At 62.4% G+C, this 24,246-nt stretch carries 23 protein-coding genes; 13 read left to right on the top strand and 10 right to left on the bottom strand.

Features of this window, described 5'->3' with window-relative positions:
• Positions 1 to 110 precede the first annotated feature (110 nt).
• Positions 111 to 2,591, bottom strand: coding sequence for a helix-turn-helix transcriptional regulator (locus JTF07_RS06545; RefSeq protein ID WP_204233419.1), 2,481 nt, complete (start codon positions 2,589 to 2,591; stop codon positions 111 to 113).
• Positions 2,592 to 2,974: 383 nt separating this feature from the next.
• Positions 2,975 to 3,766: an exodeoxyribonuclease III gene (locus JTF07_RS06540; RefSeq protein WP_204233418.1), complete on the bottom strand. Its 792-nt coding sequence runs from the start codon at positions 3,764 to 3,766 to the stop codon at positions 2,975 to 2,977.
• A gap of 117 nt (positions 3,767 to 3,883) precedes the next feature.
• On the opposite strand from JTF07_RS06540, the gene JTF07_RS06535 reads away from it, so the two are divergent.
• The gene (locus JTF07_RS06535; protein ID WP_204233417.1) at positions 3,884 to 4,708 is read left to right on the top strand and encodes a thioesterase family protein; all 825 of its coding nucleotides are present in this window, start codon (positions 3,884 to 3,886) and stop codon (positions 4,706 to 4,708) included.
• The gene (locus tag JTF07_RS06530) at positions 4,708 to 5,478 is read left to right on the top strand and encodes an SDR family NAD(P)-dependent oxidoreductase (RefSeq protein ID WP_213018585.1); all 771 of its coding nucleotides are present in this window, start codon (positions 4,708 to 4,710) and stop codon (positions 5,476 to 5,478) included. The genes JTF07_RS06535 and JTF07_RS06530 overlap by 1 nt, the downstream gene beginning before the upstream one ends.
• A gap of 294 nt (positions 5,479 to 5,772) precedes the next feature.
• Here the strand turns inward: JTF07_RS06530 and amaP are convergent, their stop codons facing one another.
• Genes amaP through JTF07_RS06505 form a run of 5 tightly spaced genes read right to left on the bottom strand, consistent with a single transcriptional unit; the run spans position 5,773 to position 7,966 of the window.
• On the bottom strand, positions 5,773 to 6,366 hold the full coding sequence (gene amaP / locus JTF07_RS06525; protein ID WP_252199347.1) for an alkaline shock response membrane anchor protein AmaP: 594 nt from the start codon (positions 6,364 to 6,366) through the stop codon (positions 5,773 to 5,775).
• Positions 6,363 to 6,932: a DUF6286 domain-containing protein gene (locus tag JTF07_RS06520; RefSeq protein ID WP_204233415.1), complete on the bottom strand. Its 570-nt coding sequence runs from the start codon at positions 6,930 to 6,932 to the stop codon at positions 6,363 to 6,365. Before JTF07_RS06520 ends, amaP begins: the two co-directional genes overlap by 4 nt.
• A complete protein-coding gene (locus JTF07_RS06515; protein WP_204233414.1) occupies positions 6,929 to 7,297 on the bottom strand; it encodes an Asp23/Gls24 family envelope stress response protein in 369 nt (122 codons plus the stop codon). Before JTF07_RS06515 ends, JTF07_RS06520 begins: the two co-directional genes overlap by 4 nt.
• 4 nt (positions 7,298 to 7,301) lie before the next feature.
• Complete coding sequence (locus tag JTF07_RS06510; protein ID WP_198395821.1) at positions 7,302 to 7,484, bottom strand: DUF2273 domain-containing protein; 183 nt, start codon at positions 7,482 to 7,484, stop codon at positions 7,302 to 7,304.
• A gap of 14 nt (positions 7,485 to 7,498) precedes the next feature.
• Positions 7,499 to 7,966 carry an Asp23/Gls24 family envelope stress response protein gene (locus JTF07_RS06505; RefSeq protein ID WP_204233413.1) on the bottom strand — a complete coding sequence of 156 codons (468 nt, stop codon included), beginning with the start codon at positions 7,964 to 7,966 and terminating at the stop codon, positions 7,499 to 7,501.
• Positions 7,967 to 8,094: 128 nt separating this feature from the next.
• Between JTF07_RS06505 and JTF07_RS06500 the strand changes: the two genes are divergently transcribed.
• The 3 genes from JTF07_RS06500 to JTF07_RS06490 are packed head-to-tail and all read left to right on the top strand — an operon-like array spanning position 8,095 to position 9,603.
• Positions 8,095 to 8,724 (top strand): RNA polymerase sigma factor, encoded by a 630-nt coding sequence (locus JTF07_RS06500; RefSeq protein ID WP_353843889.1) that lies wholly within the window; start codon positions 8,095 to 8,097, stop codon positions 8,722 to 8,724.
• Positions 8,721 to 9,215 (top strand): hypothetical protein, encoded by a 495-nt coding sequence (locus JTF07_RS06495; RefSeq protein ID WP_204233412.1) that lies wholly within the window; start codon positions 8,721 to 8,723, stop codon positions 9,213 to 9,215. Before JTF07_RS06500 ends, JTF07_RS06495 begins: the two co-directional genes overlap by 4 nt.
• Positions 9,208 to 9,603: a hypothetical protein gene (locus JTF07_RS06490; RefSeq protein WP_204233411.1), complete on the top strand. Its 396-nt coding sequence runs from the start codon at positions 9,208 to 9,210 to the stop codon at positions 9,601 to 9,603. Before JTF07_RS06495 ends, JTF07_RS06490 begins: the two co-directional genes overlap by 8 nt.
• A gap of 148 nt (positions 9,604 to 9,751) precedes the next feature.
• Here the strand turns inward: JTF07_RS06490 and JTF07_RS06485 are convergent, their stop codons facing one another.
• Entirely contained in the window at positions 9,752 to 10,030 is a 279-nt protein-coding gene (locus JTF07_RS06485; protein ID WP_143920947.1) for a GlsB/YeaQ/YmgE family stress response membrane protein, read from the bottom strand.
• 374 nt (positions 10,031 to 10,404) lie between these two features.
• Between JTF07_RS06485 and pyrE the strand changes: the two genes are divergently transcribed.
• The 5 genes from pyrE to JTF07_RS20610 all read left to right on the top strand — a co-directional run bounded on the left by pyrE (position 10,405) and on the right by JTF07_RS20610 (position 14,385).
• Complete coding sequence (gene pyrE, locus JTF07_RS06480) at positions 10,405 to 10,971, top strand: orotate phosphoribosyltransferase (RefSeq protein ID WP_204233410.1); 567 nt, start codon at positions 10,405 to 10,407, stop codon at positions 10,969 to 10,971.
• Between the two features lie 167 nt (positions 10,972 to 11,138).
• Entirely contained in the window at positions 11,139 to 12,020 is an 882-nt protein-coding gene (locus JTF07_RS06475) for an ABC transporter ATP-binding protein (RefSeq protein ID WP_204233409.1), read from the top strand.
• Positions 12,020 to 13,603 (top strand): ABC transporter permease, encoded by a 1,584-nt coding sequence (locus tag JTF07_RS06470; RefSeq protein WP_204233408.1) that lies wholly within the window; start codon positions 12,020 to 12,022, stop codon positions 13,601 to 13,603. Before JTF07_RS06475 ends, JTF07_RS06470 begins: the two co-directional genes overlap by 1 nt.
• The gene (locus JTF07_RS06465) at positions 13,600 to 14,229 is read left to right on the top strand and encodes a TrmH family RNA methyltransferase (RefSeq protein WP_204233407.1); all 630 of its coding nucleotides are present in this window, start codon (positions 13,600 to 13,602) and stop codon (positions 14,227 to 14,229) included. The genes JTF07_RS06470 and JTF07_RS06465 overlap by 4 nt, the downstream gene beginning before the upstream one ends.
• A gap of 27 nt (positions 14,230 to 14,256) precedes the next feature.
• The gene (locus JTF07_RS20610) at positions 14,257 to 14,385 is read left to right on the top strand and encodes a hypothetical protein (RefSeq protein ID WP_286672913.1); all 129 of its coding nucleotides are present in this window, start codon (positions 14,257 to 14,259) and stop codon (positions 14,383 to 14,385) included.
• A 167-nt stretch (positions 14,386 to 14,552) separates the two neighbouring features.
• On the opposite strand, the gene JTF07_RS06460 is transcribed toward JTF07_RS20610, so the two are convergent.
• Positions 14,553 to 15,701 (bottom strand): acyl-CoA dehydrogenase family protein, encoded by a 1,149-nt coding sequence (locus tag JTF07_RS06460; RefSeq protein WP_204233406.1) that lies wholly within the window; start codon positions 15,699 to 15,701, stop codon positions 14,553 to 14,555.
• A gap of 39 nt (positions 15,702 to 15,740) precedes the next feature.
• The gene (locus JTF07_RS06455) at positions 15,741 to 16,934 is read right to left on the bottom strand and encodes an acyl-CoA dehydrogenase family protein (RefSeq protein WP_204233405.1); all 1,194 of its coding nucleotides are present in this window, start codon (positions 16,932 to 16,934) and stop codon (positions 15,741 to 15,743) included.
• A gap of 696 nt (positions 16,935 to 17,630) precedes the next feature.
• Between JTF07_RS06455 and JTF07_RS06450 the strand changes: the two genes are divergently transcribed.
• The 3 genes from JTF07_RS06450 to JTF07_RS06440 all read left to right on the top strand — a co-directional run bounded on the left by JTF07_RS06450 (position 17,631) and on the right by JTF07_RS06440 (position 24,235).
• Complete coding sequence (locus JTF07_RS06450; RefSeq protein WP_204233404.1) at positions 17,631 to 20,213, top strand: LuxR C-terminal-related transcriptional regulator; 2,583 nt, start codon at positions 17,631 to 17,633, stop codon at positions 20,211 to 20,213.
• On the top strand, positions 20,210 to 22,867 hold the full coding sequence (locus tag JTF07_RS06445; RefSeq protein ID WP_204233403.1) for a LuxR family transcriptional regulator: 2,658 nt from the start codon (positions 20,210 to 20,212) through the stop codon (positions 22,865 to 22,867). Before JTF07_RS06450 ends, JTF07_RS06445 begins: the two co-directional genes overlap by 4 nt.
• 285 nt (positions 22,868 to 23,152) lie before the next feature.
• Positions 23,153 to 24,235 (top strand): ATP-grasp domain-containing protein, encoded by a 1,083-nt coding sequence (locus JTF07_RS06440; RefSeq protein ID WP_204233402.1) that lies wholly within the window; start codon positions 23,153 to 23,155, stop codon positions 24,233 to 24,235.
• The last annotated feature ends 11 nt before the right edge of the window (positions 24,236 to 24,246 follow it).

Here is a 24,246-nt window from a genome sequence, read left to right as displayed (position 1 = left end):
TTCCTCGCTCCTGTTTCAACTTCACCAGAAGACGCGGTGGATGTCTATGCTTTCCGCGCGAAGCTTTCCTCGTGAAGATGTGTGCTGTGCTTTGGGCATTGGCTCAGCCGTCAGCGATCGGTGGGGAGGTACCCGTATTCGTAGCCGCGAGCCAGCGCATCCCGACGATTGCGGACTCCGAGGCGCGAGTAGAGATTCGACAGTTTGTTCTTGACCGTACCTTCGACAAGGCTCAGCTCAGCCGCGATGGCGGACACCGACGACTGGGTGTCCAGCAGGGCCAGGAGCTGCCTCTGCGAGGGGCTGAGGAGGGTGTGACCGGCGCGGATGCGAAGAGTTTCCCCGAGGCTCAGCAGCCGTTGACGGAGTCGCTCACCGGCACCGAGTCCGCCGGGTCCGCCGATGGAACCGTCGCCGAAACGGGCTTGGCCCACGCGGAGGTCCTCAATCGATCCGGGTCCGTCCGCCGAGCTTGGGTCCTCAACCGATCCGGGGCCGTCAGTGGGTCCGAGTTCGACAGTCGAATCAGAGTCGTCGACTGTTCCGGGTCCGGTCGGAAAGACCGGTGCGATCAGATCCCACTCGGCGGCGCTGGAGCTGCGCTCGATCAGCTGATCGCGCAGAGACTTGGGAACCATCGCAATGGGAATGAGGCTGGCAGCGATTCTGCAGTACTCGAGCGCATCGACGAACGCGGAGTCTGACTCGACCAGTTCACCCTTGCCCAACAGGCTGGCGGCCTGAACCGCCCGCGCAGCGGCCTTGGCGTGCAGATCGAGTGAAGTCTGAGACAGGACTCTGTTCGCCAGGTGCGCCGCAGTCCCGTGTTCGCCGATGGTCAGATGGAGCTGAGCTCTGGCCAGGATGATGTACGGCGATTCGGTCTCGGCATCAAGCAGAACGTTCTGGGCGAGGTGAGTCTGCCCCTGAGCCAGGTGGAGGCAGACCAGAGTGAGCTGCAGAGTATGCAGAAGGAGTCCGTCGGCCGGCAGGGATGAGCGATTGGCGTCGATTGCCTGCTGCAGCCGTTTGCCTTCGATTCCGACATCGCTGCGCAGAATGCCGAACAGCGATCTGTACCGAACGACTCCAAGCCACGAATGATGACCCAGAGCAGGGTCGGCCAGACGTGTCGAGTGCTGACTTGCCTCGTCGAGATCCAGTGCGTCCATGGCGCGAATCATGCGAGCAAGCGAGTAGGCGGTGAGCGTGTGGGGGCTCGTGAAGCGGGTCCGGTCCTGGAGCTTGTCGAAGTGTCTCAGGTGCACGTCACTCGATGGCCCGTTTCCGAGCATTGCGTGTGCCAGGGCGCTGTAGGCGTGCGCCGGGAGCAGGAGATAGGGGGAGGATGCCGAGGCGAGCTCTGTGAGGATGATCGACCGACGCAGCAGTTGGGCGCTGCCCGTGAGGTCGCCTGTGAACATGCTGGTGATCCCATATTCGAGGTGAAATCGTGCTTCGCAGAGCGGGGTCGGTGCCGACTGGAAACGCCGGGTGTCGTTGATGAGCTCCTGGGCCGCTTCGGCGATGTGGAGGCCCTGGTCCGACTGGCCGAGCAGCTTCTGGCGCCGCATCGATGCGATGGCCATGATCATGATGTCATCGACGGTGAAGTCGCCGTCCTTGATCCGTTTCAGCTGCGAGTCGAGCGTCGGGACTGCCGCATGTTCGAAGTTGACCTCTTTGAGGACGGTCAGGGCGTCGTCGACGCCGAGGTGTCGTCTGACTTCGTCGACCTGCAGGCAGTCGCCCAGGGCCTCGGCTAAAACCGCAGAGTTGTGAGCCTGGGCCTCGGGGACCTTCAAGAATGCCTCGAGTGTGGCGTCGAAATGGTCGACCATGAGTGCATGGCCCCGGTTTGCCCAGAGTTCGGTCAGTGAGTTCCACTCTCCGGCCTCTGCGACGCACAGCAGAGCTTCATCGAAGCCCTCGGAATGATATGCGGCCGGGGCCTGCAGCCATTCGGCGGCGCTTGCGCCAAGTGCTCGGCGGGATCGTGATTCGCTGTGTCGATCTCTGGCGTCGTAGAGGCGTCGCAAAACCATTCGCACGACAGGAGCAATCGTGTGGTGGCCGGTGCGGTCCAGAGCTGGGAGCAGTACGCCGTCTTCGTTCAGATGCGCTGAGAGGTCGGAGACGTCGAGTGGACGTGTGCCCTCTGGCGCATTGGGAATGGAAAACGATCCCAGATGGGGCATGGCGCCGGCGGCGATTGCGAGGGTGTCGGCGTTGATGTCGCGCATGAATGACAGCAGGTGGGCAAACCTCAGTTCGGGGCTGTCCGGTGCCTGACGTCTGATCTGCGTGAGAACGTCGGCGGAGGGAAGATCCGAGTAGTGATCGGCATCGACTGCAGAGAGGTCATATCCCAATGAGTCAGCGCCCTGCAGGACGGCCTGGCCTGCCAGGAGGTGGCCTGACGTCTGTTGGAACAGACTCTTCCACACTGCGTCGGGCAGTTCGGGTGCGATGTCGGTGAGGGCAGTCGCGAAGGAGCGGACCGTCGTCGCGCGCTCGCCGGGAAAGACGCCTTCACCGGGCGAGGGCGCCGTCGGGGAAACGGGACCGCTCTGGTCAGCGGAATCATGCATGGGTGGGGACCTCTGGCAGTGGGGATGCGGGGATTGTCTACCACCAAGTAATCTATCCGATCTTCGCGATCGAATTCTGCTTACTCAATGTCATTGCTATGTGATTTTCGCTAATCCTTTGTTTGAAAATGCCTACGTACTGTTTCGGGGAGTGAACAGCGACACATCTTCTTTAAGGATCACCTTTGAAGTGATGTTTCGTCAATACGGATCAGCGTTGAGAGGGATCTGCATCGGCGCCGAGCATCACCGTGGCAGCCGAGGTGGGCGTGGCGGCAGCGGCGTGCAGCTGAGGGGGTGGGCGCACTGGGTGGCGCAGTGGGGTGCGGTGGGTGCTGCGCTGGGTGAAGCTGTGGGGTGCGGTGGCGGTGTGAAGCGGCCGCTCACACCTCGAAATCGACGATGACGGGTGCGTGATCGGACGCGCCCTTGCCCTTGCGTTCCTCACGGTCGATCTCCGCGCTGGTGGCCTGCGCGGCCAAGGACGGTGAGGCGAGTTCGAAGTCGATGCGCATGCCCTTCTTCTTCGGGAAGGCCAGCCTCTGGTAATCCCAGAAGGTGTAGACCCCTGGGCCAGGTGTGAACTGCCTGGTGACCTCGCTGAGTCCTGCATCAAGGAGGGTGTTGAAGGCCTGGCGCTCGGGTGCGGACACGTGGGTGAGGCCGTCGAACTCAGCCATGTCCCAGACGTCCTCATCCAGAGGCGCGACATTGAAGTCGCCGCACAGGACGAGCTTCTTATCAGGAGTTTCGCGCAGCTGCGCAAAGATATCGGCAGTCAGCGCCCGATACCATTCGAGCTTATAGGTGTAGTGAGGGTGGTCGAGTTCGCGGCCGTTGGGGACATAGAGCGAATACACCCTGACTCCGCCACAGGTGGCTGACAGGGCACGAGCCTCGACCACGGGCTCCTCGCCGAACGAGGGAATGTCCGTGAATCCGATCTCGGGGTCCTCGATGCCCACCCGAGAGGCGATTGCCACGCCATTCCACTGGTTGAGGCCGTGGAAACTGACTTCATAGCCTCGGGAGGTGAACAGGTCCTTCGGGAACTGTTCGTCCTTGCATTTGAGTTCCTGGATGGCCAGGACGTCGACGTCGGAGCGATCCAGCCAAGCACCGATTCTGTCTTGTCGGGCGCGGATCGAGTTCACATTCCAGCTCGCGATTCTCACCCTCCCACCCTAAGCTGTCTCGGCCGCAGGCCCAAGCTCAACGGGCAGAACAGGCCCGGCGACGCATCCGCTGGCCCCATCGACTCGGCTTCGGTCCGATACCGATAATCTGGGGTCATGCCTGAAGCACTCAACGAACATCTCGGCCACGATGGTGCCGCCTGCCCCGATTCCTACTACGTGCGCACGGCACCGGAGGCGTTCGTCTCGACGCTGCACAGTCAGGGTGCGTGGCAGCCGGGCGAACAGCATCTGGCCCCGGCGGCAGGGCTGGTGCTGGCGGAGATCGAACGCCGGCTGCCCTCGGACAAGCTGGTCTCGCGGGTCAGCTTCGACATACTCGGCGTCATCCATTCCGGCGAATTCACCATCGACGTCAACGTCATCCGGCCGGGGCGGACCATCGAACTCATCGAGGCCAGCATGCGCCACGGTGAGCGCACCAGCGTCCACGCCAGAGTCTGGCGCCTGCTGCCGAGCGACACCGCAAGCGTCGTCGGAGACGAATGGCCGACTCTGCCTGAGCCCGAAGAAGCCCCAGCCGTCCCATTCACCGGCCGCTGGGGCGGAGGCTTCATCGCTTCGCTGGACGGCGGTCAGTTCTCCGACGCCCATCCCGGATCCGCCCGTTCCTGGATCAGGTCCCCTTATCCGCTCGTCGACGGGGAGGACGATCCTGCGACCGCGGCCTTCGTGAAACTTGTCGACACCGCTAATGGGCTGGCCGTGAGAGAGGACCCGAAGACGACGTTCTTCCCCAACGTCGACCTCACCATCCACCTCACCCGAGTCCCCGAACCAGGTTGGGTCGGCTTCGAGACGAAGGTTGCGTTCGGCCCCACCGGGATCGGTGAGACCACAAGCGTGCTCAGCGACGTCAACGGGCCCATCGGCACCGCGGCGCAGTCGCTGACGGTGCGCGTGGGCCAAGGCGCGAAGTGATGAGACCGCGTGCACTCGTCACCGGTGCCAGCTCAGGGCTGGGGCACGGGTATGCACTTGCTCTCGCCGCCGACCAGTACGACCTGGTCCTCGTGGCCCGTGATGAGGTCCGTCTGCAGGAGCTGGCGACGAACATCGAAAACGACAACGGAACCCACGCCGAGGTGGTCGTGGCAGATCTGTCGACCCGAGCCGGCATCGACGTGGTTCGGACCGTGATCGAGACCTCGCGGATCGATCTGCTCATCAACAATGCCGGATACGGACTCAAGCAGGGTCTGCTCGAGTCGGAGATCGCGGAGCTCGTGGACCAGGATATGGTGCTCACCGGCGCGGTACGCGAACTCTCTCTGGCCGCGGTGAGGCAGATGCGCGAGCGAGGTCGCGGTGGCTTGATCAATGTCTCGTCCATGGCGGCGCTGACGACGATGGGCCAGTATGCGGCGTCGAAGATGTCGACCGTGGTTTTCACCGAAGCTCTTGCCGGTGAGCTGCGCGGAACTCCGGTGACAGCCACCGTCGTGCTGCCCGGTTTCATTCGCACCAGGTTCCACGAGCGACTCGGCGTCGACCGACCGGGACCCGGGTGGATCTGGCTGAGCGTGGAGCAGGTCGTCGCCGCATCCTTACGCGATGCACGACGCGGCAAGGTGGTCTCGATCCCTGGGGTGAGCTATGGGCTGGCGGCTCGAGTCGCTCGCTTCGTTCCCCGCTCTCTGGTGCGCTGGGGGTCGACCGGTTTTTCTCTCAATAGGCGAGACGATCACTGAGGTTGCAGCAGCGACATTGCGACCCGCCGCAAGAAGTTGAGTCTTGAATTATTTTCAGTGAACCCTGTGACCTGGGGTTTCATCGGGTGCCAGGGGTCGGTGAAACGCCCCAGCCCGATTCAGACAGGGCACAACAATCTTTACAAGTGGGATCGATGTGTGATCCAATAATGGTGTTCGCCCGGTGGGGATCGGGTGGACACAACGGACGTATGGGGATGCGTCCGGGTACTCGAGGGGAGTGCTGCGAGGACCCCGGGATGTCGCGATTACGCGCCCCGGGGTCTTTGTCATTCACAGCCGAACACTGCGCTGCCTCCTCTGTCGTGACCGGGCGATACCGATCTCCACACCGACAGCGGACAGCGGAACACCAAGGGCGTGACTGGCGTTGCGGGTCACGCGATCTGCGATGTCGGCGACGACGGCATCGACGTCGGCACGTTCGTCGACATCGACATGGAGGACGAGCTCCGGTCGTCGCGCCGTTCCGCGCAGAATGGCCTGCGCATCGACGACTTCAGGGGTGTCTTCGAGGTCATCTTCCACGGCAGCGGCAATGACGTTCGCCGTCACCGTGGTCACGCCGCTCCGCGCGTCTTCCTGCATGCGAAGGGGTTTGGCGGAATCCTTTCGCGGGACCTGGGCGGCGAGCCAACGCACACCGATGATCGCCAGGATGAGAGCTGCCGCCAGCGCGATGACAGCGGAGAACGGCAGAGCGAACACCGCGGCGACGGGCTGCAGCTTCGCATCCGGGGTCAGACCGGGGGCCACCGCTGCTGCCAAGCCGAAGCTGAGTGCGAGAACGGCGAGTCCGGCCACGAGGAAGATCAGCCCGACGATGATGAGACCGGTGCGATTGGCACCTGCTGCCAGTCGTTTCATGCTGGTCTCCTCTGTGAGCGAACCTTGACGGTGGGCGTGCGGTCGAATGCGATCGAGGCGAAGCGCTGGGTGACTGCGGCATCGACATCGCGGCGGATTTCGTCAGTGTCACGCACTGGGGTGGAGAAGGTGACATTCGTCGATGAGGCATTGGACGCGGCACGCACGCTCGAGACTCCGTCGACGGAGTCCGCTGCCGCAGCTGCCAGGTTCGACAAGGCTGAGGTCGGCAGAACCACCTCGAAGCGTTCGGCGTGCTCTGGCGCCTGCGCGCGGTAGCCGATGTTGCGTTTGGCTCCGGGCGAGATCCCGATGATGAGGAAGATCAGCCCGAGGACCGTGATGACGGCTCCGGCGGTGATGATCGCCGCCGCAGCCCACGTCATTGTTCCGAGAGCCGCGAATCCGGAGAATCCGGACGACAGCGCCGCGCTCCCGGAGCCCTCAGAGACGATGGCGGCGATGGCCGCCCAGCCCAGGGCGCCGGCGATGGCCAGGATGAGGATCGCAAGGATGACAGCGGGCACCACGCGTGCTGGGCGTGCCCGAAACAGACGTGTGCTCATTGCAGATTCCTCACTGATCTTCCGGTTCCTGAAGCGTTGGGCTTGAGCCATTTCACGTCGACGTCGACCTGACGGACGCTGACTCCGGTGAGCGCTTCGACATCGGCACTCAGGCGACGACGGACCGATTCGGTCGCCTCGGTGATGGGGGAGGGGTACGCCAGCCCCAGCTCAACCTCGAGGGTGCAGCTGCGACCCGAGAGGGTCACGTCCACGCTGGGACGGCTGTCGAGGTCGGCATTCGAACCGAACCCGAACAGGCCCGACTTCGCGCCGCCGACCCCGGGCAGACCCTTGAGGATCTGGGAGGCCGTCTTCTCGATGACTCGGTCAGCGATCGTCAGGCCACCAGGTGATGAAGCCACGATGCTACCTCCGGGTCGTCGAGCGCGAACTCAGCGCGCTGAGATCGAGGCGTCCGTCAAGGACGAGGCCGATGACCAGTCCGAGCCCGCCGCAGATGGCGACGATGAGGAACGCGAGGAAACCACCGAAGAACGCAACGATGCCCAGCGTCAGTCCGACGAACAGCCCGATGAGTGTTTTCGACATGTCAGTCCTTCGTCTCAGTTGAGTTCAACGGTGTCGTTGGTGTTCTGCTGATCATCGTCGTCGCCGGGGAGGTGGACGTCAGTGACCTCGATGTTGACCTCGACGACCTGGAGTCCGGTGCCCTGCTCGACGGCGCGGATCACGTTGCGACGGATCGCCTCGGCGACGTCGACGATCGACGTTCCGTACTCCACGACGATGGTGAGGTCAATCGCAGTCTGCTTCTCACCCTTCTCGACGGAGACTCCTCCGGAGACATTCGTCTGCGAGCCGGGGATGCGCTCGGCAAGGGCGTCGAAGGTCCGGCGTGCGGCATTGCCCATCCCGAACACGCCGGGGACCTCACGGGCGGCGATGCCGGAAAGCTTGGCCACGACGTTCTCGGCGATCGTGGTGTTGCCCATATCGGTCACGAGAGGGCTGCGAACCGAATCGTCGGTCCTGGACTGCTGGGAAACGGTGGACTGCTTGTCTTCTGGCATGTGTCTTCCTTTTCGCTTCGATGATCCTGTTGCGAGAACAGGCTTGTTATGAGTACAGACGCGCATGACCGACAAACCTCACGCATGATTGCGAAAGAATCTTCGCGCCGGTGAAAATCATCTCTCCGGTGAAACAGGTTCCTCCCGACGTGGCGAACCTGCTCACGGCGATTGCGTTCGCATACGATGTGGGTATGACAAGGCACGATGATCGCTTCGATATCGTCACCCTCGTCGTGCGCGCGAGAGAGGGCGATATCGACGCTTTCGAGGCGTTGGTCGACCGGTATGAGACGAAGCTCCTGCGGTTCTGCCTGCGCACGCTCGGTGACCGGCAGGACGCGGAAGACGTCGTGCAGGACACGCTGGTGCAGGCGTGGAAATCGATGAACGCTCTGACCGAACCGGCCGCTTTCGGCACGTGGATCTACCGTCTGGCGTCGAACAAGTGCACCGACCTGCTGCGCAGGAGGATGGCCAGGCCTTCGGACGCGCAGGATCCAGACGATATGAGCATCCATGCGGATGGACGGGCGTCGGTTGAGAAGTCCGTCGAGGCGCGTACAGCTCTGCAGCATTTCTCAGACGTTCTCCAGACGCTCTCATCAGAACAGCGGGTAACGTGGGTACTCCACCAGATGGAAGGCCTCAGCTACGCCGAGGTGGCGACGACTCTGGGCATCAGTGAAGGCAGTGTGCGCGGCCGAATTCACCGAGCCCGCACTGCCATCATGGAGGGGATGGAAGGATGGATGTGAACGAGCACGTCGGCTCCGGGGCTGAACTCGACCCGATGAGTGCCGATTCCCAGGCGGAGTCAGACGCCCAACTTCGCGGTGTCATCGACGAATACATGAGCACGTTCCAACCCGAGCCCGAAGATACGGCCGGAGTGCGTGAGCGCATCCTTCAGCTGGTCAGAGACGATCTGTACCGGGGGCCCTCGACCAATCTGCAGACAGAGCAGGGGCACCCGTTCTCGATCTCGACCGCTTCGGTGCGCTCAATTGTGCGCAATGCCGTTGACTTAGTGGATGGGATCCGAGCCCGCAGCGTCGAGGTCGAGCCTGCCGGGGATCCGGTGGGGAGTGCGGCGACGGTGTCGCTGACGGTGGCCATGCGCGCCGGCATCTCCTTCGGTCCCACCGCCGAGGCGATCCGACGATCCGTATCCGCCGAGGTCCAGGCCGAGTTGGGGATCCCCGCGGCCCGGATCGATATCAATGCTGAGGATGTGTACGTTGACTGATCGTGGTGTGTCGAAGGACTCCAATCTCGTGTACAGCGGCAATGACTCTGTCAGCGGCAACGGTAAGGAGGTTGTGGAATCGGCCCGGCTGGCCGACTCCGTGAACTCGATCGCCGGGGTCAGAGCCCTGGCACCGGGACTGCGTGACCTGGTCGCCACCGCCACTGCCAAGGTGCTGCGGCGCACCGGCGATGAGCCTGTGGGTGTAGACGTGACTCGGGGCGGTGACGGTGTGAAGGTGAGGATCGACGCCCACCTTGACCACACTCGTTCGGTCACCGAGGTCGTCGATGAGATCTTCTCCGTCGTCGAAGCCGACATCGCTCGCGGGGCCGTGGAGGTCAGCGGGCGGCTCGACATCGACCTGCGCGTCGTCAGCCGGGGGTAGTCGTGTCACCGACCGTCAGCGACGGTCGGTGACAGCTGGGAATGCTGGTGAATGTGAAGAGGCCCGGAATCCAGTGCTGGATTCCGGGCCTCTTCACACGCTGGACGTGACTCGACAAGGGTCGAATCGTGCCCAGGTCAGATCATAATCAGGCTGCTTTGTCCTTCTTGCCCATCTTGCTGGTGATGAAGCCCCAGATGATGAGGACGATCAGCGCGCCGCCGATCGCACACAGCCAGGAGGACAGCGAGAAGAACGCATCCATCTGGACTCCGAAGAGTGCGCCTCCGATCCAACCTCCGAGCATGGCTCCGATGACGCCGATGATGAGTGTGGCGATGATGCCGCCGCCCTGCTTGCCCGGCAGAATCGCCTTGGCAATGGCGCCGGCAATGAGTCCGAGAATCAAATATGCGATGAAACCCATGAGGTTCACATCCCTTCTGAAGTTGCTGATGATCGGGCATGTTGGGTGGAGCTGTCTCCCATGGTAGATCCGATTCTCACGGAACGTACAGCTTGGCCCGATCTTTTATGACAATGAGACAGACGTTCGCTTGGCGGAAACCTCACGGACGAATTCGATTCGAATGCCGTGATCCCCATCACCACCTCGGCGAGGGTGCTCAGAACTTCACCACCGCCTCGGCGAGGACAGCCGGAGATACGCGACCACCTCGGCGTGGGATGACTCTCCTATGGGAGGCGTGGGAGCCCGCGAGAGCCTCGAAGAACAGAGGACCTGGGCGTGTGTGACAGCCCTGGTCTGCGCAACTGCACTGGCCGTTTAGACTTGGGGGCATGACCGATAGTGCAGACACCCGCCGACAATTGCTCGACCTCATCGACGAACTCGCCGTTGTTCGTGGCAAGGTGACCCTCTCATCTGGCAGGGAAGCTGACTACTATCTGGATCTGCGCAGGGTCACTCTCGACCATCGCTCCGCACCGCTGATCGGTGATGTGGTGCTCGATCTCCTGGCCGCCGAAGGGCTGCTCGACAAGGTCGACGCCGTGGGCGGGCTGACGATGGGCGCCGATCCGGTCGGAACCGCCGTCATGCACCGCTCAGTGGTCCGCGGCGCTCCGGTGGACTCCTTCGTCGTTCGCAAGGAGGCGAAGAAGCATGGGATGTCTCGTCGAGTTGAGGGGCCAGACGTCAAAGGCAAGCGGGTCGTCGCGGTCGAGGACACCTCGACGACTGGCGGTTCCGTGCTCACAGCGGTCGAAGCCCTCAAAGAGGCCGGCGCCGAGGTGGTGGCCGTGGCCGTGGTCATGGACCGGGACACGGGCGCCAAGGAACGCGTTGAGGCAACAGGCATTCCGTATCTCACGGCATTGACGACAAGCGATCTTGGGTTGGATTGAGACGTTCCCCGGAGCTTCACGGGCGGATCTCCACCCGTCGATCACCAGCTGGGACTCGACTGGCAATTCTGTCGTAATCGGGATCCTGGTTTGAAACATCGTGGTCGATTCAACACGATAGATGAGACACTCCCACAGTACTGCTTCAGGAAAAGTAAGGATGACGCGTGCTCACACTGAAAGAGGTTTCCCTGCGCAAGGGAAAGCGAACTTATCTCGACGAGGTGAGTTTCACCGCGCAGGCAGGCCGGATCACCGCAATCGTCGGAACCCGTTCAGCCGGCCGGACCGAGCTGGTTCGCGTCATCATGGGGCTGATCTCGCCCGATGAGGGCACCGTCAAGCTCGAGGACTTCGAGCTCGACTTCGGCGATCGTCAGAACTTCGGATATCTGCCCGCCGAGCGTGGCGGCTACCCGAACATGCGTGTGATCGATCAGATCGTCTACCTGGCGCGTCTGCACGGCATCACCCTCGGGGCCGCAGAGCGCAATGCGCTGACTCTCCTCTCACGCCTCGAGCTCGCCGATCGCGGGTATGCACCGTTGAAGAACCTCAGCGGCACGGAGATCGCCCGCGTCGACATCGCAGCGACGTTGGCCGCCGACCCCGATGTCGTCGTCATCGATGACGCCTTCTCCGGGCTCGACTCACAGTCAACCGAGCTTGTGATGTCTCTCCTGCGTGCCCACGCCGCCTCCGGGGTGCCCGTCGTCCTGGCCACCGACAATTGGGAGGCCGCGCAGACCTATGCCGACGATGTCATCGTCCTCAGTCAGGGCCGGACAAGCGTGTCCGGCAGCGTGCAGGAGCTGCGCTCGGACGTGAAGTACCGTGTGGAGCTTGACGATGCAGAGGCGGCCGCCAAGTCGTTGGAGGGCCGCGCTGGCATCAGCGATGTTGCGGTTCTCGATTCCGCAGGCAACATCGTCAGCTTCCGGGCAGTCGATGCAGGCTCCGCAGCACAGACCGTGGCAGCACTGAATGGTGTGAAGAGTTTCGAGAGTGTTCGCCCGACATTGGCCGAGCAGTACAAGGAGGCTTTGTGATGGCAGGCAAGGACGAAGGCCAGGACGGGGACTCCCCGGAGCCGCAGGTGTCGAAGGGCACCGCGGGAGAGAACATCGATGATCTGGGCACGGCCGTCGGCGACGACGTGACGGTGACCGACAACGATGCAGACTCAGCACAGGGCACCAAGCCTGCTGCGGCCGCCGACGATGCGAGCGACACAGCTGACGCCAGCGATGCTGACGCAGCGGCGGCCGACGACGGACTCGATGAGGTTCCGTTCGAACTCGCCGAGGACCGGCCCTCGGCCGATGAGCTTCCCGAGACCGGTCTGGTCTCCGAGTTCGTCGACGTGAACAGGCGTCAGGCCGCCTGGCTGGTATCGAACCGGGAGAGCACGACCGCATTGCGCAGTCCGTTCTTCCTGGTCACAGGTGCAGTCATCGTGCTCGGAATCCTCGCTGCGATCATCTCGGGCGTCGTCGCTGGATCAGACTCGAAGTCGGGTACACCGAGCATGGCTATGGTCGGTGTGGGTGAGCAGGCTGCGATGTACGAGCAGCAGCTGGGTGTGAAGATCACCGACGCCAAGGACGCTCAAACCGCGGAGAAGCTGGTCAAGGAAGGCAAGGTCGACGCGGCCTTCATCCAGGACCCCAGCGGACAGGCACAGCCGACGATCATCGCCTTGGACGAACAGCCCGAGGAGCTGCTGGAGAAGCTGGCACCGAAGACTGAAGCCACACTGCTGAACTCGCCGGCGGTCGGCGACGAGGTCGCCACTGGGCTGCTGTGGGCCATGGCAGTGTTCGCACTGCTCGTGGTGGCTACACTCGGCACCGCGCTCTATCAGAACCTGCGCCTGGAGAAGCGCAATCGGATCACTGAGATCATCGCCGCTACGATCCCACCTCGCGCCTCGGCGTCGGGCCGGATCACGGGCATGCTGTCTCTGACAGCTGTCCACCTTGTCGTCGCGATCGTTGTGGCCGAGCTCGGACTCTCCATCACAGGCAAGACCTCACTGGCATTCGCCATGCTGCCCGGCCTGGGCTGGTTCGCACTGACGCTGCTGTTCACCGCATGGGCGATCTACGCGCTCCTCGTCTGGGCATCGACGGTGTCCGGCAGCAAGGCGCGCAAGGCCTTCGTCTCGATCATCGGCGTCATCACCGTCGCCGGCTTCATCGCACCCGTCATCGTGGGAGCATCGGGAACGGTCGCCAAGGTGCTGTCGTGGACTCCGTTCACCTCGCCGCTGGGAATTGCCGGACGCTTCTTCGGCAGCCCACCCGCATGGTGGGAGGGACTCGTCGCCGCAGCCATTGCTGCCCTGGTCGCTCTCATCATCCACTCCTTGGCCAGCAGTGCCTACGTTCGCGCGGTGCTCACCGGCGGAGGACGCGGCGGCAAGACCGTGAAGATGAGTAAGCGTGCGCAGAAGGTCTCCGTCGGCTCCGCCGGCAAGAAGGCGAGTTCTCAGGACCCTGCCGCGGAATCGGGGGATGATGCGGACTCTGACTCCGACTCGGACGATGGGATCGACTCGGACGCCGCCGACACCTCGGCGAAGAAGACGAAGGTTGATGAGTCAACGGATGAAACCGATGACAAGAAGTGACTGAAGACAGCACGCCACAGGTAGGGGTCGGTCCGTGGACCGGCCCCTGGCCTGTGTCTGAGCACTTTGATCCTGAGCTGCTGGCTGAGGGCGATCGTCGCAATGTCGTGGACAGATACCGATACTGGAAGCTCGATGCGATCGTCGCCGATCTCGACACGACGCGGCACGAATTCCACGTCGGTGTGGAGAACTGGCAGCACGACCTCAACATCGGGTCGGTGGTCAGGACGGCCAACGCCTTCAACGCCGCCGCGGTGCACATCGTGGGCAGGCGGCGGTGGAATCGGCGCGGGGCGATGGTCACCGACCGGTACCAGCACATCATCCACCATCCGAGCATCGACGACCTCCTGCAGTGGTGCACCGACAATTCCGTCCCGCTGATCGGAATCGACAACTTCCCGGACTCGGTGCCGTTGGAGACCTATGACCTGCCGCGACGCAGCCTGCTGCTCTTCGGGCAGGAAGGGCCGGGCCTGAGCGAGGAAGCGCACCAGGCGAGCGCAGCGGTGCTGTCGATCGCACAGTACGGTTCAACCCGATCGATGAATGCGGCCGCAGCTGCCGCGATCACCATGCACGCCTGGGTCCGTCGCCACGTCTACGACCAGCCGGTGGACTGAATCCAGCCAACGTGATGAGGGCGGCCGATGGGCGGCTCAGCTGTCCGTGGGCCGATCGAGGACGGGCGGGCGCTGTACTGTGCTCTCACCGGCGCTTTCGGCCCCAACGGTTGGTCAGTTCTCGTCGATTCCAGCGCTGGCTTCGAGCAGAACTGACCAACTGTCCGGTGGTTCATCGCTTCTGCTGCGGCACAGGTGCAGAAAAGGACGAAGAAGGGGCGCCCCGCGTTGTTTCCATTATCGGAAGAACACGGAGCGCCCCTTCTCCTCTGCAGAGACTTCGACGCCCGACGTCAGCGAATGCTCGGCGTCGGGCTGTGGCCTCAGTTCAGGTCGGCAGCCTGCGGCTCGATGAGCCCACCGATCTCTGCCAGCTCGGCAGTCAGCGAATCGGCATCGTCGAAGGTGCGCGAGATGACGGTCAGACGCTTTGCATAATGACCGATCGGGTACTCCATCGTCATGCCGATGCCGCCATGCATCTGAATCGACTCCTGGCTGATGGTGCGAGCCGACTGATCGATGATGATCTTGGCCGCGATGACATCACGGTGGCGGTCCTTCTCGGAGCCGGTCTCCTCGTTGGTGACAGCAAGTCGTGAGTACAGGGCCATGCTGCGCGCATACTCGAGGTCCGCGTAGAGGTCGGCCGCACGGTGCTGCAGGGCCTGATTGGCACCGATTGGGGCACCGAACTGCTCACGGGTCTTGAGATACTCGGCGGTCATGGTCAGCGAGGCTTCCATGACACCGACTGCTTCGGCCATGATCGCAGCGTTCGCCGTGTCGAGCACCTCGGCGACGACGGCATTCGCATCGGCGGCACCGAGGCGCTGGGCCGGTGCATTGTCGAACTTCACGCTGGCGCTTCCCTGGCCGTCGGCCTGACGGTGAGCGACGCGGGAGACTCCGGTTGCTGTCGCGGCGGCCAGGAACAATCCGAGTTCACCGTTCTCCGAGGCCGTGACGATGAACTGGTCGGCGACGTCACCGCCGAGCACGCCGATCTTCTCGCCACTGATCGTGAAGGCACCGTCAGCGCCCGCCGAGGCGGTGGTGGACGGAGTATCGACTGCGTAGCGCAGGCCGGGCTCGAGGGCTGCAAATGCGAGGAAGGTCTGGCCTTCGCACACGGAGGGCAGGATCTCCTGCTTCTGCTCTTCGCTGCCGGCGGCGACGATCGCATTGGCACCCAGCACTGCGGTAGCCAGGAACGGCTCGAGCACGAGTGAACGGCCGAATGCCTCCAAGACCACAGCAACCTCGGCGAAGGTCATTTCTGCCCCACCGTAGTTCTCCGGGATTGCCAGACCGAGCAGGCCCATCTCTGCGAACTGCTCCCACTTCTCGCGGGAGATGCCCTCTTCGCTGTGCAGAATGGCCTCGCGGGCTTGGGTGTCGTACTCGCTGCGCAGGTATTTGTTCAGGGTGCTGGCGAGTTCCTGCTGAATGTCGTTGAGTTCTAGATCCATTGTTGTCCTCTTCTTCAGTGTTCTGGGGTCGCGGAGACCTCAGAGACCAAGCAGTGCTTTCGAGATGATTCCGCGCTGCACCTCGGATGAGCCGCCGTAGATGGTGACCTTGCGGGTGTTGAAGTACGCGGGAAGGGCGTCGACTGCTCCGAGTGGAAGGTCCGAGAGCCCCTCGCCCTGTGCGCGGTCGGTGACGAAGTCCAGGCCCTGCGGACCGAGGACGTCGACGAGCAGCTCGCTGATGTCTTCCTGCAGCTGCGAGCCCTTGAGCTTGAGCACGGAGGAGCGTGGATCCGGTTTGTCAGATCCGGCGGCCTGAGTCGAGAGGATCCGCAGCTGGGTCATCTCAAGTGCCGTGAGCTCGGCTTCGATCCGCGTCAGGCGGGCGGAGAACAGCGGATCGTCGAGCAAGGTGCCGCGTGCCGTCTTCGTCACCGCGGCGTATGCCTTGGCGCGGGCCAGGTTGACCTTCGAGGCGCCGATCCGGGCGATGCCCGTTCGCTCATTGCCGAGCAGGAACTTCGCGTAGGTCCATCCCTTGTTCTCTTCGCCGACGAGGTTCTCGACGGGCACTTCGACATTGTCGAAGAAGACTTCGTTGACCTCATGGCCGCCGTCGATGAGCTGGATCGGGCGAACCGTGACTCCGGGCGTCTTCATGTCGATGAGAAGGAACGAGATGCCGGCCTGCTTCTTCACATTCGGATCGGTGCGGACCAGGTTGAACATCCAGTCGCCGTACTGGCCCAGCGTCGTCCAGGTCTTCTGCCCGTTCACGATGTACTTGTCGCCGTCACGGACCGCGGAGGTCTTCAGCGATGCGAGGTCAGAGCCGGCATCGGGTTCGGAGAAGCCCTGTGACCACCAGATGTCGATATTGGCGGTGGCGGGAAGGAAGCGCTCCTTGATCTCCTGGCTGCCGAAGGTCGCGATGACCGGGCCGACCATGGAGACGTTGAAGGGCAGCGGCTGTGGAACGCAGGCCAGCTGCATCTCTTCAAGCCAGATGTGGCGCTGTACCGGAGTCCAGTCCTGGCCGCCCCACTCGACGGGCCAGTTGGGTACGGCGTAACCGTGCTGATTGAGGATCCGCTGCGAAGTGACCATGTCCTCCTTGGTCAGCTCCTGGCCGGTGGCGACCTTGAAGCGCAGCTCCTCGGGGATCTCCGTGCGATAGAACTGACGCATCTTCTGAGCGAACTCGCGCTCCTCTGCATTCAGCAAGGTGTCCATGAAAACTCCTGATTGATCGTTCGGTAACTTAGCTCCAATAGTACGGTTCGGTGTTCGGGCTCACAAGTGGGGTAGGGGTTGAGCGTGACCGATGGTCGTGGACAATCGCGCCGTGGTGTCGTGACGATCCATCATCGATGGCCCTTTCGTTCGCGGCGAGATTCGAAGTGGTGCGGCTCCGAGGGAAACTTCGCGCCAGTTATCGGACATGCCTGAAGCATTGCCTTTCTGTGACAGTCGATCGTCTGTAATGTTACAAATCCTTAACATTGCGGTGCTGGAGTTCCAGTCGCTTATGAAGCAGGTCTAGTATCAATTGAGTACCGTCCCGTTTATCGGGAGTGATGAGCTAAACAAGAACAACAGGTTCGTCGCATAATCGAGTGATTCCCCCAAATGCACACTCGATATGCGCTCTTTGAGAGAAGTGAACGGGATGAATCTCGTGTCCCAGGAACCTCGCACATTCACTGTCGAATTGTGTGAGACTCTCCGCCGTTCCGGCGGGAGTGTGCGTCATCGTCAGTCGGTTCCCCTGGTCCGAAGCAGCCGCCTGAGTGCCGTTGTCCACCAATCTGCGGCTGTGGTGTGCCAGCAGCGCCTCCGGCACGCCTCGACGCAGTCGGCCGCTCAAGGAGCGATGCTCGAACCAGCGAGCGTGTCGAAGTGAAATCGGATTCTGCCCCACGTCCATCCATGAGTGCTGTCAGCGGCGACAGTCAGGCGGAGATCGCAGAGATCACCAGGAACCTGGCGAATCCCGATATCTATGGTGCGCTGGTCATCGGTGCCTCCGGAATGGGAAAGACCACCGTCATCAATGCGGTTGCTGCGAATGTGAACCCGGAAGTGCCCGTATTCCGTTTCCGCGGCTCAAGCCTGATCGCTTCGAGGAATCTGGGCATCTTCGAAGTTCTGCTCTCGTCTGAAGGCGAGGTGACCCACGAGATCGCGCCGGGCGCCGCATTGTCGATCATCAGTCGGATATTCGAGCGAGAGCGTACTCCTGTTGTGATCATCGACAATGCTGATCGGGTAGATGAGCATTCCCTCTCGATCGTCTCTCAATTGGCTGCCGCTGGTCGGATCAAACTTGTGGCAGCGGCGGAAACGATCAGGCCCCCTGTTGATCTGCTGGCGGCCCTCTGGACTGCTGGCAAGGTCGCGCGCACGGATCTTGAGGGCCTTGATGGGTCGGCCATCGCCGCCGTTGCTCGGGAGCTGGGGTATGAGCTCGATGACAGGAGCATCGCCGCTTACCGGGAGAAGTCGCGGGGCAACCCTCGGATGCTGAGAAAACTCATCGTCGGCAAAACCGCTAAAGTCGCGCCCCGGCGTGGGGTCGACCATCGTGCACTGTGGCATGTGCTGCCGGCTCAGAGGCGGATTCTCGAGATGATCGCCATGGCTGGGGCTCTGCCTTATGAAGCACTGCGAAGCATGTGTGAGCCGGACCTCCTCGACAGTCTGGAAGAACGCGGAATCATCAGCATCACCAAAGGCAGGCGCGCCGAGGTGACTGTGGTCGAACCCGCGGTCGCTCAGCACCTGCGTGACAGCGTTCAGCCCTCGCAGGGTCTGCAGCTGCTCAGGGACATCACACCTGTTCTGGAGACGACTCCTCTCGTTGGAGCTTCGCTGTTCGGGCAGGTGAGATGGACACAGGACTGGGGGGTCCCGGTGGACTCGGTCAAGGTTCTCGGTGCCGCAATGTGGGCGAATGAACGGGGAGACTTCGCTGCCGCGATCGACGTGCTGCGTGACTCGAATTCTGAGGACCCCGAGATCCACCTCGAACTGGCGCGTGCGGAACGCGGTCGAGGGGACACTGTGGAGGCAGAGCTGATCGTCGATCGGCTGGTCTCCTCCCCTCAGGTGAGTCAGGGATCGGACAGATATCTCTCTCGACTGGCGTGCCTCGAGCTGAGATTGACCGATCCGCGTGAGCCGCACACTCTGCGCACCGAATGGGTTCGTGACCGACTGAAGGGCGCTGTCGACACCGGGCGCTTGGATGTCACCCGGGCCCAGTTCGACGTGCGCGGAGGGCGTGTGGAGGAGGGGCGAAAACTGTCCGAGCGCGTCTTCCGCGATCGCGACTGTCTGCCCCGGCACCGACAGCGTGCATGCTCGCTTCTGGGCGAGGTTGAAATTATGTGTGGCCGAATCGAGCGGGGGCTCGAGTACCTGGCTCAGGCCGAAATGATGTTCAGTCTGCCGGATACCACAAGCTTTGAGGTGGAGGACTCGGTGCCGCAGATCTTTATGGGCCGCTATCTTGCCGGAGACTGGGACCGTGCTCGCACGACCTTGCGGCGGCTGGCTCCCATGCGGGCTGACTCGGTCTCCGTGACAGCACTGGTCGACTTGTGGACCGGACACATCACACGAGCACAGCAGACTCTGGACAAGGCCTTGGCCACTGCGCCTGAGCGTGAGGACAACCGCGAACTCATGCAGGCTGCCCTCCGCCTGGCCGAGGGGCTCCTGCGGATGCGTGAAGCTTCGACTCGGCGTCCGACGACACCGGTGTCGGGCGATCGGACAACCCACCAGCGCAGGGACGAACGGACCGAAGACAGCAAAGTCGCTGACGCCACGGAACCGACGCGCGGAGTTCCCAGAGCCGATTACGACTGGTGCCTTGATTTCCTGACCAGTCTGCTCGAACTCGAGGCCGAGGCGCTGGCCAATCCTGCAGAGATCGCAGACGAGATGTACCGCCTTGGTGCAGAGGCTGCGGAGCGTAGGGCCCACACACTGGCTGTCTACGCCTGGATGGAGGCGAGCCGGCACGGCAGTCCAGCGGCGCAGCTGAATCTGATCGATGAGGCTGAGAACGTGGACGGCGATCTTGGCCGTTTGGCGTCTGCAGTCGCCAAGGCCTGCCTCGGAGAAGGCGACGATGCAGAGATCAAAGCCGCAGATGAAGCGCTGAGCTTCGGTGCTGTCGTGATGGGCGCTGATCTGGCACGCTCGGCACGCGACAGAGCCGTGCGAAACCATGATTCTGCTGCTGTCAAACATGCTCGGATACTGTTGGACTCGAGTCTGCGCGCGATCACCTTCGATGCTGGCGGTGCGAATCTGTCGGAGATACTCACCGCGATGGAGAAGCAGCTGGTGAACGGTGTCGCGGAGGGTGCCAGCAACTCGGAGCTCGGAGCTCGCCTGCATCTTTCGGTGCGTACTGTGGAATGGCACCTCGGCCGACTCTATCGACGTCTGCACGTCAGCGACCGTCAAGAACTCAAGCAGATCGCACGGAGTCTGGCATGACCCGTCAATGGTCGTTCAGTCGCCCGCCGCTCTTCGGCCGCGTGGAGGAGCTTCGAATCATTGAGGAATCGTTGACTGATTCGTCCATGGTCGGCATCCTCATCGAAGGCGATATCGGCATGGGGAAGACATGTTTGGCGAAGGAGGTGCATCGGCGCCGAGGTGGGCAGGAGCACTGGCTGCGCGCCGATCGTGTGCTCAGCGAAATTCCGTTCGGAGTCTTCGGGATGATCGTCGACCTCGACGACCCAGGTGGTCTGCAGGGGCGAGTCATATCGGCGGTGACGGGCAGCGCCCAGGTACCGGCTGTATTCGTCGACGACGCTCACTATCTCGATGAGCACAGTCTCCGCATGCTCACACAACTCGCGGCCAACGGCACGATCAGACTGGTGGCGATGACTCGCCACTCCGTGGTCGATGGGTTCTGGCCGTTCGCTGACCTGGTAGACGAACAGGTGCTCACGCAGATGGTGTTGGAGCCGCTCACTCAAGAGGAGCTGCGTAACGCAGTCGAATACAGTTTCGGCGGGATCGCCGCACAGGGCGTCCTCGACATCGTCGATTTTCACTCGGGGTGCAATCCCGGCAAGCTGTTGGAGCTCCTCGAATACTGCCGGAGGAGGAATCGCCTGCTGTCGCGGAATGGTGTGCTGGTGCTTGATGGACTCGACATCGATTTCGATGTGCGGGCACGCGATTTCGCCCGCATCGACCTCGACCAGCATTCGACGGCGGAGAAGGAAGCTCTCGAACTTGTCGTCATGGCCGGTGAGATCGACATCGATCTGATGCTCTCGATCGGACTCGGACCAGCAGCCGACCGACTGGTCGACGACGATGAGCTGCGCATCCTCGGAGACACCGCCCGAGTCTACGTTGCACGTGAGCACCATTCGTCGGAGACGATCCGATACAGCGCCCCGATCGGCCGCAGCCGGAGGTGGTACGGCATCGTCCGCGACTACCAGGACCATCCCAGTCGGAGGTCGCAGATGCTCAGAACGGAATGGGCACTGGGATGTGGGGTTGACGTGGACGAACGCCAGGTCATCGATGCTGCGACAACCGCGATAGAGACAGGTGACTGGCATCGAGCTCTGCGTATCATGTCCGATGTTCCGACTGATCGGCTGAGCGCCCACGAACTCTACGAGCTGGCGAGTCTCTATTGCAACGTCGGGCAGGTGGCGCTGGGCTTAGACCTGCTTGCCCATTGTCTGCATAAGGCGTGCTGTCCGGAACTCGTCATCACCGCGGCAGTGCTCTGGGCCAACCGCCAGGTCACCCATAGGTCGGTGGCACTTGAGGCCGCCGACTTCACGGCGGCTCTCGACAGGATCGCAGCGCAGGAGCATGACGGCTCCACGGATGAGACCGGCCATCTGAACGGGAAGAGGCAGGATCAGAAGACGACGCGGGGATTCGCCGCTGAGAGTCTTGACGACGTGACCGCCCGAGCCTTGCTGCAGACGGTGAATTCGGTTGTGAGCACTCATGGTCAGCAGAACAGGGATCTGCTGCACCGGCAGGCGCTCGACGTCTCTCTGCCGGATGCGTACCGATTGGGGGCGTCACTCGTCTGCGTATCACTCGAACTGGAGCGGGGGCGGATTGAGCAGGCAAACGAAATGCTCATGCTGGTGAAACGCGAACTCCCCAGCTTGGGGATGGGAACTGTGGTGCTCAGAATGCTCGGCGCTCGGGTGCTGATGGAGCGCGGCGATCTGAATGCCGCTCGGCGATCACTGCAGATGCCGCAGTCGAGTGATATCGCCCATATTGCGTTTCAGAGCGGGACCAGCGACATGATGGCAGCAGAGCTTTCTCTGCTCGAAGGCAACCTGAGCGCGGCTTTGCGATCGGCTCGGGCCGGTGTCGAGGCCTTGGAGCACTGGGAGCAGTTCTCATTGCTGGCTGTGGCTCTGGGTGTGGCACAGTACGTTGCCACACTCAGCGGCGAGACGGACTTGGCAGAGGATTTCGATGCTCGGTTCGCCCGGTTGGCGCGCTCTGGTCTGCACCTCGAGTCCAGGCGGGCGTTGGTGTACACCCTGATCTCCCGGTGGCTGCGGACATCTGATCCGGAGTCCGAGAGGCAGCTGCACCAGCTGCTCGACGATGCGGAACGGGACCAGGCGTACGGTCTGTCCGCGCAGATCCGCTTTCTGCTGTTCCGCCACCTCGGGGAAGTCGATGTTGAGGAGATGCGCCGTGTCTCCGGACTGGGTGAGGGGCCAGCATTCCGTATCCTCGGGGCGGTGGGGGAGGCGCTGTGGACGAAGGACGCCGCTGCGCTGCTGAAGATCGCCGATGCCCAACGATCCTCCGCCCCTGACGTCGCTGCAAGATGCATGCAGATGGCCAAGGACCGTCTTCGCCACCGCGGCAGCGTACCGTTATCGCGAGGGTCTTACGACCTGTCCGTGGAGTTGACGGAACGGGAACGAGAGATCTGCGGCTTCCTCGTCAAGGGAATGTCGAACGCTGAGATAGCGGATCTGCTCGGAGCCGCGGTGAGGACGGTGGAAGGACATGCCTACCGCCTGTATCGAAAGCTCGGCGTCACCCGGCGTCATCAGGTCGCCGAGGCTGTGGCGCGACTGAACATCGAGACTGTGGGAGCCGCACGGCAGGAGTCCGAGAACTCTTAGCCTCACCCCGCCCTGGGTTCAGGTCGATACGGTCGACACTTGGTCGACTGACGTAGTGCGCAGACTGTTTTCGGGAAACCGCAAAGATATCGAATTCCACCCATGCAGTAGGTGTAGTGAAACTACTATGAAGTGGCATCGGGGTGATCTGCACTGATCGTTGAATTCCGACTGAATGCGTCATTCTGAGTGAATATTCGTGTCATTGTGACAGCAATGCATTTCGGTGCGAGAAAGATGTCCGGTAATTCCGATTGATCGGCTCGGCGATTTCAGGAGGGCGAATTGACAGATGCACCTGTGACGATTGTGATCGGCTCAGCAGGTCGACGTCTCTATCTCATTGATTGGTTTCGCGACGCATTCGACACACTCGGACTCAGCGGGCGAATCATCGTCGCTGAGAATGATGCCTCGAGCGCTGCCGCGTCCTATGGTGACGAGACCCGATTGCTGCCGAGATACACCGACCCGGCCTACGGGGATGAGGTCCTGCGACTGGTTGACGAGGTCGAGCCGAGGCTCTTCCTGACAGCGAACGACTTCGAGCTGATGCAACTCCACGTGAACTCGGGACTAGCGGATGCACTGCGTGATCGTGGCGTTTTCGTTCCCGGAGTGTCTGCCGCATGGCAGGTCGGCTGCGCCGACAAACTCCGGATGGCGCAGATGCTCGAAGACGTTGACGTCCCGACGCCGAAGACGGTGAAGGGGAGCGACCTGGCCTGCCTTCTCGAAGACGTGGGGGAGGACGGCGAATTCGTGGTGAAGCATCGATTCGGCAGTCGCTCTTCAGGATTGGCAGTGGTGACTGGAGATGATGTCGACGAGGCTGTGGTGAATTCTGCGAAGAGTGTTCCACCGCGTGCTGATCGTACGGACCCTCGGGACGACGTCGTCGTCCAACCGAGGATGCCGGGCAGCGAATACGGTGTTGACATCGTTTCCAGCCTGCTGGACCCGGGTCCTCTCACCGGGGTGTTCGCACGTCGCAAGCTGCGGATGCGCGCCGGCGAGACAGACAAGGCTGTCACGGTTGACCCCGGGCCGTTCCGGGAAGCTTCGGGAAAGATTGCTCGTGCTGCCGAATTGTCCGGACTCATCGATGTCGACATGTTCCTTGACGATCAGGGCCGGGCTTCGGTGATCGATATCAATCCTCGGTTCGGCGGCGGATATCCGTTCGTCCATCTGGCAGGTGCCGATGTTCCGCTCTACTACGTCAGCCAGATCTTCGGAACCGCAGTCGGCGTGGGGTGGAATCGATACGAGCCGGGCGTCATCTCTGCCAAGTATCAGGAGACTCGTGTAACGGCTCACGGGTCCTGCGAGGGCAGCGACACATCCACCTCGGTTGAACACACGTAGACGGTGAGCGA

It is taken from the genome of Brevibacterium sp. RIT 803, assembly GCF_016892625.1.
Classification (GTDB): domain Bacteria; phylum Actinomycetota; class Actinomycetes; order Actinomycetales; family Brevibacteriaceae; genus Brevibacterium.
This window is presented reverse-complemented; position numbering and strand designations above follow the sequence as displayed.

Bases quoted from the DNA above. Each gene is read 5' to 3' on its own strand.
- JTF07_RS06545 (WP_204233419.1), bottom strand. From the start codon at position 2,591: ATGCATGATTCCGCTGACCAGAGCGGTCCCGTTTCCCCGACGGCGCCC.
- JTF07_RS06535 (WP_204233417.1), top strand. From the start codon at position 3,884: ATGCCTGAAGCACTCAACGAACATCTCGGCCACGATGGTGCCGCCTGC.
- JTF07_RS06530 (WP_213018585.1), top strand. From the start codon at position 4,708: ATGAGACCGCGTGCACTCGTCACCGGTGCCAGCTCAGGGCTGGGGCAC.
- amaP (WP_252199347.1), bottom strand. From the start codon at position 6,366: ATGAAACGACTGGCAGCAGGTGCCAATCGCACCGGTCTCATCATCGTC.
- JTF07_RS06520 (WP_204233415.1), bottom strand. From the start codon at position 6,932: ATGAGCACACGTCTGTTTCGGGCACGCCCAGCACGCGTGGTGCCCGCT.
- JTF07_RS06510 (WP_198395821.1), bottom strand. From the start codon at position 7,484: ATGTCGAAAACACTCATCGGGCTGTTCGTCGGACTGACGCTGGGCATC.
- JTF07_RS06505 (WP_204233413.1), bottom strand. From the start codon at position 7,966: ATGCCAGAAGACAAGCAGTCCACCGTTTCCCAGCAGTCCAGGACCGAC.
- JTF07_RS06485 (WP_143920947.1), bottom strand. From the start codon at position 10,030: ATGGGTTTCATCGCATATTTGATTCTCGGACTCATTGCCGGCGCCATT.
- pyrE (WP_204233410.1), top strand. From the start codon at position 10,405: ATGACCGATAGTGCAGACACCCGCCGACAATTGCTCGACCTCATCGAC.
- JTF07_RS06470 (WP_204233408.1), top strand. From the start codon at position 12,020: ATGGCAGGCAAGGACGAAGGCCAGGACGGGGACTCCCCGGAGCCGCAG.
- JTF07_RS20610 (WP_286672913.1), top strand. From the start codon at position 14,257: ATGGGCGGCTCAGCTGTCCGTGGGCCGATCGAGGACGGGCGGGCGCTG.
- JTF07_RS06460 (WP_204233406.1), bottom strand. From the start codon at position 15,701: ATGGATCTAGAACTCAACGACATTCAGCAGGAACTCGCCAGCACCCTG.
- JTF07_RS06455 (WP_204233405.1), bottom strand. From the start codon at position 16,934: ATGGACACCTTGCTGAATGCAGAGGAGCGCGAGTTCGCTCAGAAGATG.
- JTF07_RS06450 (WP_204233404.1), top strand. From the start codon at position 17,631: ATGAGTGCTGTCAGCGGCGACAGTCAGGCGGAGATCGCAGAGATCACC.
- JTF07_RS06445 (WP_204233403.1), top strand. From the start codon at position 20,210: ATGACCCGTCAATGGTCGTTCAGTCGCCCGCCGCTCTTCGGCCGCGTG.